The organism is Parabacteroides sp. PH5-46 (assembly GCF_029892785.1).
GTDB lineage: Bacteria > Bacteroidota > Bacteroidia > Bacteroidales > Tannerellaceae > DFXE01.
On sequence record NZ_JARXXA010000001.1, the window covers coordinates 191,240 to 205,300 of the forward strand.

Annotated in this window: 11 protein-coding genes; 9 read left to right on the forward strand and 2 right to left on the reverse strand. The window is 43.6% G+C overall.

What is annotated here, in order from left to right; translation table 11 throughout:
• The first annotated feature begins 166 nt into the window (after positions 1-166).
• From M2470_RS00810 to M2470_RS00830, 5 genes are read left to right on the forward strand one after another with little or no spacing between them, the layout of a single operon-like run.
• Positions 167-1,711 (forward strand): TolC family protein, encoded by a 1,545-nt coding sequence (locus M2470_RS00810; RefSeq protein WP_280743205.1) that lies wholly within the window; start codon positions 167-169, stop codon positions 1,709-1,711.
• On the forward strand, positions 1,712-3,130 hold the full coding sequence (locus M2470_RS00815) for an NEW3 domain-containing protein (RefSeq protein ID WP_280743204.1): 1,419 nt from the start codon (positions 1,712-1,714) through the stop codon (positions 3,128-3,130).
• A gap of 6 nt (positions 3,131-3,136) precedes the next feature.
• A complete protein-coding gene (locus tag M2470_RS00820; protein ID WP_280743203.1) occupies positions 3,137-3,853 on the forward strand; it encodes an ABC transporter ATP-binding protein in 717 nt (238 codons plus the stop codon).
• Complete coding sequence (locus M2470_RS00825; RefSeq protein ID WP_280743202.1) at positions 3,850-5,400, forward strand: ABC transporter permease subunit; 1,551 nt, start codon at positions 3,850-3,852, stop codon at positions 5,398-5,400. Before M2470_RS00820 ends, M2470_RS00825 begins: the two co-directional genes overlap by 4 nt.
• A 21-nt stretch (positions 5,401-5,421) precedes the next feature.
• Positions 5,422-6,816, forward strand: coding sequence for an ABC transporter permease subunit (locus M2470_RS00830; RefSeq protein ID WP_280743201.1), 1,395 nt, complete (start codon positions 5,422-5,424; stop codon positions 6,814-6,816).
• A 19-nt stretch (positions 6,817-6,835) separates the two neighbouring features.
• Here M2470_RS00830 and M2470_RS00835 read toward each other — a convergent pair whose 3' ends face one another.
• Positions 6,836-7,255: a helix-turn-helix domain-containing protein gene (locus M2470_RS00835; RefSeq protein WP_280743200.1), complete on the reverse strand. Its 420-nt coding sequence runs from the start codon at positions 7,253-7,255 to the stop codon at positions 6,836-6,838.
• A gap of 11 nt (positions 7,256-7,266) precedes the next feature.
• Complete coding sequence (locus tag M2470_RS00840; protein ID WP_280743199.1) at positions 7,267-7,560, reverse strand: type II toxin-antitoxin system HigB family toxin; 294 nt, start codon at positions 7,558-7,560, stop codon at positions 7,267-7,269.
• A 176-nt stretch (positions 7,561-7,736) separates the two neighbouring features.
• Between M2470_RS00840 and M2470_RS00845 the strand changes: the two genes are divergently transcribed.
• The 4 genes from M2470_RS00845 (at position 7,737) to M2470_RS00860 (ending at position 14,061) form a co-directional block, all read left to right on the forward strand.
• Positions 7,737-9,179, forward strand: coding sequence for an alpha-amylase (locus M2470_RS00845; protein ID WP_280743198.1), 1,443 nt, complete (start codon positions 7,737-7,739; stop codon positions 9,177-9,179).
• Between the two features lie 348 nt (positions 9,180-9,527).
• Positions 9,528-11,228 carry an aspartate-alanine antiporter gene (gene aspT, locus M2470_RS00850; RefSeq protein ID WP_280743197.1) on the forward strand — a complete coding sequence of 567 codons (1,701 nt, stop codon included), beginning with the start codon at positions 9,528-9,530 and terminating at the stop codon, positions 11,226-11,228.
• 41 nt (positions 11,229-11,269) lie between these two features.
• Entirely contained in the window at positions 11,270-12,916 is a 1,647-nt protein-coding gene (aspD, locus tag M2470_RS00855; RefSeq protein ID WP_280743196.1) for an aspartate 4-decarboxylase, read from the forward strand.
• Positions 12,917-12,993: 77 nt separating this feature from the next.
• Complete coding sequence (locus M2470_RS00860; protein ID WP_280743195.1) at positions 12,994-14,061, forward strand: type II asparaginase; 1,068 nt, start codon at positions 12,994-12,996, stop codon at positions 14,059-14,061.

Consider the following 14,061-nt stretch of genomic DNA (forward strand, 5'->3'; position numbering starts at 1 on the left):
TTTATGAAGAATGGGTAATTATTTACCCAAAATGAGTAAGGGTGGCTCGGATTACTCAGGGGTTATCCTTCTTGTTCTTTCGATAATCTACAATAAACCAATAAGATAAAAGTTTGGTACGTAAATTGGATAGTACTCATTGTATAACTATAATTCGAAGAATGAAATGAGTAACATATTACACAAATGGATGGATTACAGATGGCGATTGTTGGTTTTGCTCTGCCTTCTTTCCCTTGCGGGAATGCAGGCTTCCGGAATGAAGCCCATTACGTATGATGAAGCGATCCGCATTGCACTGGGCGAGAGCTATACCGTAAAGTATTACAAAGAGGAGATAGATGCCACCCGCTACTCATACCTGTACACCCGATCGGAGTTCAAGCCTTTATTAGATTTTAACCTCTTTACCCCTTCCTGGAATGAAGCCTTGACAGCTATTTCACAGGCTGATGGGCTGCCGGTTTATAACTCTACAGGCTCTCTTCAGGCGGGCGGAAACCTTAATTTCACGTATGTGCTTCCTACCGGTGGGAACTTTGCTTTTTCTTCCCGGATGTATTGGGAGAACTACCGGACAACCTTGTCGGAGAGGGAAAATGAAGAGCTGAAGCGAGACCAGGTCTATTCCCGTTTCGCCTTGTCATTCAGCCAGCCAATCTTTACGGCTAATAAGCTAAAGGAGAACATGAAAGTAGCCGAATTGGACTATCGCAAAAGCACTTGCTATTTCACACGTGTACAGATGGATATCGTTTACGATGTGACCGAGAGCTTTTACCAGGTGTACAAACTGGCGTATGAACACAAAATAAATCAGGACAGGTTGGTCAATTCTCGCGAAGCCTATCGTATCACCAAACTAAAACAGGAAATGGGCAATTTGCCGGAGGGAGAGATGCTGATCGCCGAAATAACGGTAGCGCAGGACGAAGCCCGTGTGATGGAGAGCGAAGGCAGACTGGAAGCAGCAAAGGACGATTTTAAATTACTGATTGGCCTCGAGCTGAAAGAGGAAATAGACCTGCAGGCGGATATGGAATTTGAGGCTTTCCTGATCGATATGCAGCAAGCCATAGACGAAGCTTTGCGCAACCGTATGGAAATACAGGAAAACAACCTGGATATCCAGCTACAGTCTATTGAAGTGAAAAGAGCCAAACGGGAACGGGAGTTTAAAGGCAGCATCTCCGCTTATTACGACTTTACGGGACTGAGTACCCGCGAAGACGGTACGCTGGGAGAACTGACCGGATCGTCTTTCCGTAACATGGTAGACCGCCCTTCCAACCGTGGGGTAGCGTTTACCGTATCTTACCCGATAGCCGATTGGGGGCGGGCGAAGAATCAGGTTCGCCGTGAGCAGGTACGCCTCAAACAAAGGGAGTTGAACCTTGAGAATACGAAAAGGATTATCGAACGGGAAGTCCGGGAGATCGTACGCAGCGTATACGAGGCGGAGAAACGCTTCCGCATCAATCGCCGCAATCAGGAGGTAGCCGTTGAAAGTTACCGTATCAGCCAATTACGCTTTGAAAACGGAGACATGACAAGCCAGGAACTCTCCATCGAACAGGATCGCCTTTCACAGGTACAACTCTCTTATATTGAGAGCTATGTTACCTATCGCTTGTCAGTAGCCAACCTGAATAGAAAAACAATGTATGACTTTGAAAACAAACGAAGTTTTTTATTAGAAAACCCGAAATAGATGATGAAACGAATACTTTTTACTTTATGTATGTGGGGGGCGATAGCCTCTTTCGCAAAGGCTCAGGGAGATACGGAGGCCGCTCTGCTACTCGATCTGAAAAAAGCAAGGGCCGACTATGAAGTAGCCAGCCAGAAGTATAAGAATGACAGCAAGCTGTATGAAGAAAAGGCGCTGTCGGTCAATGACTTTAACCGTTCAAAAAACGAATTGCTCAGCAAGGAAGTAGACTACCAGAAGTTGATACTGAAACTGATCTCGCAGCAAAGCTATATCACGGTAGAACGGGCTGTAAAGTATCAGAACGAACGGGGCAACCGCAAAGTAAAGATTACCTTGACGAGCGCATTGGAAGGGAATGAAGAATATCTCAACCAGTTTCAGGAGCATTTTGATGTGTTTACTCCTGAAATGCGCTCCGGCAAGATCTATAATATTTATGTTTCCTTGGTTGATAATGAGTCGAAAACCATTATCGGGTCGCCTTATGAATTCAGGGTGCCGGCCATTGAACTGGGGAAATCGGCCGATGCTGACTTTGAACTATTGAAAGATGCCGAAGACCTGACGGTATCCCTGAACTATAACAACCGGAAAGACGAGAAAAACATTTACCTGAAAAAGGATGCCAGCATGAATCAGATCGACATTACATCCATGCAGTTTAGCCAAGAAGCCGACCTGAGCAGCAAGGCCTCGTATGACATCACGCTGGAACGCTTTTCTACCTCCGATGATGTGTACCGCTTGGAAGTAATCGATCTTCCCAGGCAAATTACATACGATTTCACGGATGGCGGAAGCAAAGTAACACAAATCAAATTTGCGCAGGGGGTAAACGTAAAGAAACTATCTTTACAAGTCTATTTGCCCGACCGGGATGATGAACAGGTGGTGATAGACCAGCCCGTCAAATTCAGGGTAGAAGCCGTTACGGCTTCCGGTGGTGTAAAGGCAGGTAGTGAACAGTTGGAGATTATCCCGCGCGGAAAAGGCAAGATTGAAGTACGTGCCAACAACCTGTATCATGAGACCACAACAGGCAAGCAGGTTACAATGGATGTTGTGGTGCGCAACGGAGGAAGCCGCCGCTTGGATAACATAAAGGTATCAGCAGAGAAGCCTTTGGGCTGGGAGATTAGCATTGTACCGGACATCATCCGGAGTTTGGAGCCCGAAAAAGAAGCAACGCTGAAGGTAACGATTACTCCGCCCAAAGAAGGCGGCGTAGGAGCTCAGGAAGTAAAAATAAAGACAGAGGCCATGGCAGACAACCGCAAAGTGGATACCGAAGATAAAACCGTCCGTATCCAGGTAAATGCCGCTACTTCCATCATCGGCACTTTAGCCCTGATCCTCTTATTAATCGCCTTTATCGGCGGCATCGTATGGTTTGGAATGAAATTAAGTAAAAAATAAAAAAAGATGTTACAAGCAATTGATTTGACAAAGCGTTATGAGGATGGGCACCTGGCATTGGATGCTCTGAACCTGGAGATTAAGCCCGGCGAGATATTCTTTCTGCTTGGCGCTAACGGAGCCGGAAAGACAACGACGATAAACCTTTTACTAAACTTTATCGAGCCAACGCTTGGTAAGGCTTTGGTAAACGGGATTGATGTGATGGAGCAACCGCTGGAAACCAAAAAGCATATAGCCTTTGTTTCCGAAAATGTAATGCTTTACGGGAGCTTTACAGCCTGTCAGAACCTGGATTTTTTCGCCCGTCTGGGAGGAAAAACAAACCTGACAAAAAAAGACTATTATGACGTCATGCGGCGGGTAGGCTTACAGGAAGAGGCTTTTGAGCGCAAACTGAAAACCTTTTCCAAGGGGATGCGTCAGAAAGTAGGACTGGCGATTGCCATCATCAAAGATGCCGACAATATCGTGATGGACGAGCCTACAAGCGGCCTTGACCCGAAGAGCGCTGCCGAGCTAATGCAGATATTGATTCACTTGCGCAACAGCGGAAAGGCAATCCTGATGTGTACGCACGACCTATTCCGTGCCAAAGCGGCAGCCGACCGGGTAGGTATCATGAAAGAAGGACGCCTGGTAATGCTCCGCACACGCGAAGAATTTCTGCAAGACGACCTGGAACGTATCTACTTAGACTATATGCAGGAGGCCGTATTATGATCTGGTTAATAGCTAAAAAAGATTTCCTGCTGAACCTGCTATCCGTCAGGTTCATCATCGGGTTTGTACTCTGTTTGGTGATCATCCCTTTTACGATTATTGTCAGTGTGGATGATTATCTGGCTAAGCAAAATTCCTATGAGATAGAGAGTAAGCAGGCGGCAGATGAGTTGAGCGGGCATAGGGTTTGGTCGGCTGTCCGGCCTACTGTCGTAACGAAGCCGGAGCCCCTGAGTATTTTCAGTAGTGGTATATCCGCTAATTTAGGAAATAGGGTTAAAATAGCGTTTGATACCTATCCGTTATTTCCTACCGGACATACAGTAACACAGGATAATCCCTTGCTGAATGCTTTTTTCTCGATTGATTTCTCAAGGGTTGTGGCTATCCTTATTTCGCTGATAGCTCTTGTATTTGCCTATGATACCATTACCCGCGAGCGGGAAGACGGCACTATGAAATTGTCGCTTACAGGGCAAGTCAGCCGTATTTCTTTCCTTTTTGGCAAGCTGCTGGGGTTGATACTTACGCTCCTACCTATCTTGCTGTTCTGCTATTTGCTTGCCTGCCTGATTATTATCCTTAATCCGGCCATTTCTTTTTCTGCAACCGATTGGGGAAGCATAGCTCTGATGTTTCTTATTTCCATGTTTTATATGCTCATATTCATCTTGTTGGGAATGCTTATCTCAAGTTTGGTGAAGCGGTCTTCTTCTTCCATTATTCTGAGTTTGCTCTGCTGGATATGGTTTCTGTTCCTGATGCCGAATATATCAACTTACCTTTCCCAAAGTATTGCTAAAACACCTTTGTACGATAATGTACAGGTTGCCATATCGGAATATGAAAAAGAATTTTATGAAAAAGATGAAGAAAGGCAAAAACAGCTTAATGATGAAATGGGTGGTGATGTCTGGGTGGTATATTGGAATGCTAATATGGGAAGAGATGGTTTCCTGGAATTTTCCGGAACATTAAAGGAAGCGGTTGAACATGCCCGGCAAATGCAGGTTTGGAAATGGCCGACGGCATTGGACTATGCCGATAAGAAGTGGGTTTTACAACGTGACTATCTGGATAAAATGCTAAGCCAGCAACGTCTGCAACAAACGATTGCTTTCTTTTCACCCTCCGAAATATTCCGGCAAACTACCGAAATATTATGTCATACAAGTGTAGACGATTTCCAGAAATACATGGAATCTGTCCGGAATTACCGCGAAACAGTTATCCGGTATTTTGCAGATAACAAACTCTATGAATCGCTCCGGTATTTTACTGTCCAGACATGGGATCAATTCCCTTCGCAAAAGGAATTTGACAGATCCTCCGGCAGCATAGAAGATCTCTTTACTGTTTTAAGAAAGATACCTGCCGACCAGTATGAGCCCTTGAATCTGGATAATCTACCCCGCTTTGAAGCTCGCCAGGCAACCATCTTCTCCATGTTTGCCGATGCCTTGGGCCGGATGGCTGTAATGATAGGATTGGGGATTTTGTTGTTGCTGGGAACCATACTCTCTTTTATGAGGTATGATGTAAGGTAAACCCATTTAAAAGAATGAATTATGATTAAGACATTATATATACATGAAATACAGAAATATCTGTATAGCCTTCGCTTTAAAGTTTCTTTTGCTATTATGCTATTAGTCTTTGTAGTTGGAACGATCTCTTTTGTATCATCAACCAAAGATGTGCAATCCAATTATGCCAAATACAGACAATTAGAGCAGGAAACCCTCGCAAAACAAGCCTCCAATATTTCTGATGTGGCTACAAGCAGGCGAAACTATATCATTGCTCCCCGTAACAATACAGTAGTGGCGGATTGTAAAGAAAGCCTACTGCCTAACCGGATAAGCTATAATGCCTATAATGTACATAGTTTCGATGTAAGGCATGATAGCGTAAATCCATTACTGACCCGTTCGGAAAATCTCAGTTGGGGCTTTATTGTCTCTATGTTTCTGAGCTTTATTACCTTGTTGTTTGCCTTTGATGCTGTTTCCGGCGAAAAGGAAGACCGCACACTGGCATTGGTCTTTTCCAATTCCGTTTCCAGGGCAGCCTTTCTGGGTAGTAAATTGCTGAGTATTATAACTGTTGTAGGCTTAATGACAATCATAGGAATTATCCTTAGTTTGCTTATTATAGCTATTTCAGGTAGTGTTGTTATAGATACTTCTTTCATGTTGGAGATAATTGGTTTTCTGGCAATTAGTCTCTTATTTATCACTGTTTTTTCCGTATTCGGGCTTTTTTCGTCGGTTGTTACGCGCTACTCCAATGTAAGTTTGCTTATTTCGCTTTGTTTCTGGCTGTTTGCTGCTGTAATAATACCTAATACCTCTGTGTTCTGGGCAAAGAAATTATTCCCTATACCTACAGGCAGGAGTATAGAACAAGCCATCAGCCAGGAAAAAGAAGATATCAATAAGAATGCTCCGGAAGGGAGTTGGGCTTCTATGTGGAATGATCCGTTTTACCCCAAACACGAGCTTCGTGCCAACAACCAGACCAATCTGATGAATGCGGAAAAGAGGCATCGGAATGCGTATTACCAGCAGATGTTTCGCCAGTTTGAAAACACACGGAGTTTCACACTTTTGTCTCCTATCGCCCAATTTGATTATATAAACGAAGCCTTTCTGGGAGGTGGTTATTTACGCTTCCGAAAGAATTGGAGTGATCTGCACATGTTTCAGGAGCAATTCCTTCAGTGGTTTAAGGACATTGATGCCAAAGATGATGAAAGTCCCCATTGGTACAATCCCTATGAGTCTCTTTCAACCAGCCGGAAACCGGTATCGGTAGAGCAGATCCCTCAGTACCAGGAACAAATAGCTCCCTTTGCCGACCGCTTCTTATTTATGAGTGGCTACCTGATCGTCATGCTCATCACAATCGCCGTACTATTCATTGCCTGCTTCTATTTCTTTGTCCGCTACGATATGAGATGATAATTTATAAAAAAGAAAATTATGAATATTCTAAAATAAGGTTGGAGTCTATATTGAATATTTTATAAAGTTTTTTGGCCATTTTCATGGAAACCGAGCGTTGGCCGGTCATGATTTGACTGAAGGTGGATTCTTTTACATCCAGCAATTCAGCGGCTTGTCGTTGATTAATCGATCTTTTCTCCATTTCGTTTTCTATGGAGATAAGCAGGGGAGATTTTACTTTTATGTTTTTATATGTGATATAATGGTTCTCATAATCGGCGCACAAGGCGCCTAAGTGACCTATTTCGTGTGTGTAATCATTATCTGCTCCTTGAGTAGTTAATGCTCCATTAGCCGTTGCTTCATCAATAAGGGTATTTACATATGCTTTGACCTTATTATACAAGTCACGGCTCTTTATTTCTGTTATGTTTTCAAATTGTTTACCCATCATTGTTTTACCCTTTAAATAGTTTTACTTTTTATTCTATCGTAAGCTGCATGAGTTCCTAAAAAACGAATAATTATCACACCTGCTACAAAGATTACCACAACAACCATTCTGTACTTATTTCCTTTAATGTTGAAAACATATCGCTCATTTCCAACATAATCTGCAGACGGAAAATAACTTTTCAAGTCTGCATGCGAATGCCATTCCGCATCTTCTACAATATCGACCCAGCGCTGCAAGGCACTCTTAGCATCAGCATGATCTGTGATGAATTCATCGATCAAATCTTTACTTAATATCTTCATAGTTCAGGTAAATGATTATGCAAAATTAGGAAATACTTTGCGTTTTGCAAAGTATTTCCTAATTATTTCCCAACGTCCTATAACCGATTACCCTTTAAACCAAAGCTTGTTTATCTTTGTTACTTATCAGGTGATTCATCATTCATCGTTAAACGTTCATCGTTAAAAAAGGAAGTATGGAAAATGGGGTTATGATGCAGTATTTCGAGTGGAATCTGCCGAACGACGGGCAGCTTTGGAATAAGCTGAAACAGGATGCAAAGCATTTGCATGAGATTGGGGTAACGGCTGTTTGGATTCCTCCGGCTTATAAGGCTGATGAACAGCAGGATGAAGGCTATGCTACGTATGACTTGTTCGATCTGGGTGAGTTTGAGCAGAAAGGGACGGTCCGAACCAAATACGGGACAAAAGAAGAGCTTAAATCCATGATTGATGAACTGCATAAGTATCAGATATCCGTTTACTTGGATACTGTTATGAACCACAAGGTAGCAGGTGATTATACGGAAAAGTTCATGGCACAGGATGTGGATCCGGAAGATCGCCACAAAATGCTTTCCGAACCCTATGAAATACAGGCCTGGACCGGATATACTTTCCCGGGGCGTAAAGATAAATATTCTGACTTCAAATGGCATTGGTATCATTTCTCCGGTGTAGAATGGGATGATGCAAAGCGCCGTAGTGGGATATTCCGCGTAGTGGGAGAGAATAAATACTGGAATGATGATGTGGACGATGAAAAAGGCAATTATGATTACCTGTTAGGGAATGACCTGGATCTGGATCATCCCGAAGTGATTGCCGAACTGAACAAATGGGGACTTTGGGTCTCAGAAGAGCTGAAGCTCGACGGCATGCGTCTGGATGCTATCAAACACATGCGGAGCGGTTTTATCAAGCAGTTTCTGGAAGTTGTCCGCAAGGAGAGGGGCGATAGCTTCTATGCCGTTGGTGAGTATTGGAACGGCGATCTGGAAACCCTGGATGCTTACCTGGATAGTGTAGGTAATAAGCTGAATCTCTTTGATGTACCTTTACATTATAATATGTACCAGGCATCGGTTGAGGGCGAGAAGTATGATATGCGTCATTTATTCGATAATGCCTTGGTTATCAATCGTCCTACATTAGCTGTAACCTTTGTAGACAACCATGACTCGCAGCGGGGAAGCTCGCTCGAATCGCAAGTAAAAGACTGGTTCAAACCTATTGCATATGCCTTGATCCTTTTAATGAAAAGCGGTTATCCTTGCATCTTTTATGGTGATTACTATGGAGTTAAGGGAGAGAAGTCGCCTCACCGCCTGATCTTGGATATCCTGCTGGATGCCCGCCGCAAGTATGCGTATGGAGAGGTGGAGGTCTACTTTGATCATCCGGCTACTGTTGGCTTTGTACGTATGGGGGATGATGAGCATCCCGGCTCCGGACTGGCATTGCTGGTTTCTGATGGGAAAGAAGGCAGCAAAACGATGCATGTAGGCGAACATCGCAAAGGCGAAGTCTGGTATGAATTTACCGGCAACCGCAAAGAAAAAGTAACGATAGACGAAGAAGGCAACGGTACCTTCTTGGTTTCAGCCGCTAATCTGGCTATCTGGGTAAAGCAATAATCTCTACGTCTTTCCTGCTGATATCTGTTTGAAAATTAAATAATCAAAACAAAAACCGAAGCATCCCTTATCGGGTTGTTTGGAGGCTTTTTGCCAAAAATAATTTAGAGGTACGTCTAAATCAATTTACACGTACCTCTAAAATAATTTACACCTACCTCTAAATCCATTTAGACGTACCTCTAAATAAAAATAGACCCGGGTGTCTACAAAAAAGCGGAGAAAATAATGTTTTTATTTCCACAGTTTTATATGCATTTTTATCTGTAGATACGTGAACTTTATAGATGTTGTGTTGTTTAAGTAGTATTGATAAACAATAGAAAACGAAAAAATTAGTTGCAATTTATGGAATGGATAACCCAAACATTACAAAACACCCCTGAACTTGCCATTTTCCTGACTCTTGCTTTAGGTTTTGCAATAGGACAGATCAAAATTAAAGGATTCAGTCTGGGCTCTGTTACCGGAGTTTTATTGATGGGCGTATTAGTTGGTCAGTTGGATATAGTAATCTCGCCAACAGTCAAATCTACCTTTTTCCTGATCTTCTTATTTGCAGTAGGATATAGCGTAGGGCCTCAGTTTATACATGGTTTGAAAAAGGACGGATTGCCTCAGATATTGTTTTCCGTCATCGTATGTGTAGCCTGTTTGGTGGTGGCTTGGATTGCTGCCTGGATAGCCGGTTTTGATATAGGTAATGCTGCCGGTTTACTGGCTGGTGCGAATACGATTTCGGCTGTTATCGGAGTCGCTACTGATACGATCAACCAACTTTCGATTGATGAACAACAAAAGCAGACGTTGATCAACCAGATACCGGTTGCTTATGCAGTAACATACATCTTCGGAACGGCTGGTACAGCTTGGTTTCTGGCTTCATTAGGCCCGAAAATACTGGGTGGAGACATCAAAAAACAAACGAAAGAATATGAAGCTTCTCTGGGAGGTTCTATCGTAGATAATGATCCGACACTTGAATATGCCTATGATGGTACTACCTTCCGGGTAATAGAGGTGAATAACAGCTTCTTTGATAAGCCAAAATCGGTTGAAGAACTAGAGCAAATGTTGCTCCAAAAGGGCTGGCCGGTATATGTGGAACGCATCAGAAAGGCTGACAATACGATCATTCAGGAACCAGTCTTACTAGACCTGATCCATAAAGGCGACCGGATTGTATTGAACGGACCGCTGGATGCCTTACTGCAAGACGAGGACTTTATAGGAACGGAAGTTGCCGATCTGGAGTTGCTGGATTTCAGAGCCGAAGCGCTGCGTGTAATCGTAAGTAACAAATCGGTAGAAGGGTTGAGCCTTGGCAGTTTACGGAAATGCAAAGACCGCCACGGGGTTATTATCCGTAAGATTCACAGAGGGCGGGCAGAAGTGCCTTTGCTGAAAAGTGTGAAGTTGATGCGTGGCGATGTTGTAGAGATAGAAGGCCGCAAGACGGATGTAGACCGCTTTGCCAAATTCCTGGGATATGCCGAACGTCCGACCAATGCAACAGACCTGCTGTATGTAGGCTTGGGTATCTTTATTGGTGGTATGTTGGGAACACTAACGCTACGTATCGGTAATGTGCCTTTGAGCCTGAGCGCCAGTGGGGGAGTACTGATTCTGGGTATCATTTTCGGTTGGCTACGCTCTTTACGTCCTACCTTCGGGGCAATTCCCGAACCGGCTGTCTGGCTGATGAATAATATGGGGCTGAATATCTTTATTGCAGTAGTGGGAATCACGGCTGGTCCGGATTTTATTGCCGGTCTGAAGGCATCGGGTGTCAGTCTGTTTATTGCCGGTATCTTTGTCAGTCTTGTGCCAATGTTTATCGGGCTTCTATTGGGTAAGTATGTCTTTAAATTCCCATCGGCTATTACTTTAGGAGCTTGTGCCGGAGCACGTACCACTACCGCTGCCTTAGGAGCTATTACAGAGGCTATTGACAGTAAGGTTCCGTCTCTTTCTTATACCACCACTTATGCCATAGGGAATACTCTGCTCATCATATGGGGTGTTGTAATCGTATTATTAATGAGTTGATTAGAATAAAACAGTGTAAAACAGTATAAAAACAAAATAGTATGGATGCATTATCAAAACTGAAAACCTCACGTAAGAGGGAACAACTATTACAACAATTGAGTCCTTTCGAACTGAAAGACAATCTGATTAAATTGGCGTCGGATGAGCAAAAGCAAATGGCCGGCACAATGTTGAATGCCGGAAGAGGTAATCCGAACTGGACAGCTACAACGCCTCGCGAGGCTTTCTTTACCTTGGGCTATTTTGGGCTGGAAGAATGTCGCCGATCCTATGACAATGCAGTCGGTATGGCGGGTATACCTCAAAAGGATGGTATCGCCAAGCGCTTTGAATCTTTCCTACAAAGGAAAGCCAATATGCCGGGTGTTGAATTATTGAAAAATATGTATGAATATGGTATCAATACACATAACTTTGTTCCGGATGAATGGGTGATGGAGCTGGCTGAAGGTATTATTGGTGACCAATACCCCAGTCCGGTACGCATGCTGAAGCATACGGAAGTAATTGTTCATGATTACCTGATACAGGAAATGTGCGGAAATAAACCGGTTCGGAATGGACGGTTCGACCTGTTCGCCGTAGAAGGAGGTACAGCTGCTATGTGTTATATCTTCGACTCGCTGATAGAGAATCGTTTATTGAAGAAGGGAGACCGTATCGCCTTGGGTGTTCCTGCCTTTACGCCTTACCTGGAGATCCCTCAGTTGGAACGCTACCAGTTTAAAGTAACGTATATACAAGGTTCTGCTAAGGATGAAAATGGAAATTCGACCTTCCAGTATCCGGATGTAGAGCTGGATAAACTGGGCGACAAAGCGATCAAGGCATTCTTTATTATCAATCCGAGTAATCCTACTTCAGTGGAGATCAGCGATGAATCCCGCAAGTATATCGTAAAGGTAGTAAAGAACCTGAATCCCAACCTGATGATATTGACAGATGACGTATATGGCACTTTTGTAGAAGGCTTTAACTCATTGATGAATGAGTTGCCACGGAATACCTTGTGCGTTTATTCTTTCTCTAAATACTTTGGAGCTACCGGCTGGAGACTGGGAGTTATTGCTCTGTATGAAGACAATGTGTACGACGATATGCTGTCGGCCATACCGGAAAAGGAAAAGGAACGTTTGAAAAAGTTGTATGAAAGCCTGACGATCTATCCGGAAAAGCTGAAGTTTATCGACCGCTTGGTAGCCGATAGCCGCCAGGTAGCCCTGAACCATACTGCTGGCCTTTCATTGCCTCAGCAGATGCAGATGCTTTTGTTTGCCAGCTTTGCCCTTTTAGACAAAGAAAATAAGTATAAACAGTTAAGCATCCAGAGGCTTCATCATCGGTATGACCTCTTTTGGGAAGGAATGAAAATAGAGACACTGCCGGATTCTGAACGGGCAGCTTATTATCTGGAGTTTGATGTGCGCGAATGGGCTTTAAAAATGCATGGAAAAGCCTTTGTTGATTTTCTGGAAAAGAACTTTGAACCGGTAGATATCGTGTTCCGTTTGGCTGAAAAATCATCCATCGTATTGTTGAACGGAGGAGGCTTTGCCGGACCGAAATGGTCGGTAAGAGTTTCATTGGCAAACCTGGACGATGAAGCATACAAACGAATTGGCGAAGAGCTGATAGATACGATGTTAGAGTATGTTGAAGCCTGGGACGAAGCTAACAAAAAATAATCATTCAATAATCAATAGATAATCATTGTATAATGAGTGATAAATAATAGGATAATAACATTTAATAAAACGATAATATGAAAACAATTAATTTAAAACGAATAATAAGCCTGATGATTGTGGCTGTAAGCCTGTCATTGACTGTTCAGGCACAGACTAAACCGAACATCTATATTTTGGCTACTGGCGGAACAATCGCCGGACAGGGAGCCTCGGAAGTAACGTCCGGATATAAGGCAGGTGCGATCTCGGTAGATCAGATGCTGTCTGCTGTGCCGCAAATCATGGATATAGCCAATGTAAAAGGAGAACAGGTAGCACAAATCGGTAGCCAGGACATGAACAATGAGGTCTGGCTAAAGCTGGGAAAACGGGTAAACGAATTGCTGAGTCAGCCAAATGTGGATGCTATAGTGATCACCCACGGAACAGATACTCAGGAGGAAACTGCTTATTTCCTGAACTTGGTAGTTAAGAGTGAGAAACCGGTTGTACTGGTAGGCTCGATGCGTCCTTCTACGGCCATAAGCGCCGACGGACCCCGTAATATCTATAATGCAGTGGCTTGTGCAATAGCCAAAGAATCAATAGGTAAGGGCGTTATGGTAGTGATGGATGATAAGATACTGGGTGCCGACGACCTGGCCAAGACCAATACCCTGAGCGTAGGGACCTTTATGAACCCGAATTACGGCCCATTAGGCATCGTTTATAATGGAAAGCCTATCTATACGCGTGAATCGGTGAAACGACACACTACCAAGTCTGAATTTGATATTACAAACCTGAACGAATTGCCTCGCGTAGAGATTGTTCTGAGCTATTCCAATGCAACAGCTTTGTTTGTAGATGCCGCTGTAAAAGCCGGTGCTAAAGGTATTGTTACAGCCGGGGTAGGGAATGGTAACCTGACAACTGTGATGCAGAACGAGCTGGCAAAAGCCCGTAAGAATGGTGTTGCCGTAGTACGTTCGTCACGCATTATGACAGGGCCTACCGCTCAATGGGACGAAGTAGATGATGACGCGCTGAGCTTTGTTGCCTCCTGGTACATTAATCCGTATCGCTCACGTGTTTTGTTGATGCTGGCATTGACAAAAACCAACGACTATAAGGAAATCCAACGGATGTTCACTGAATATTAA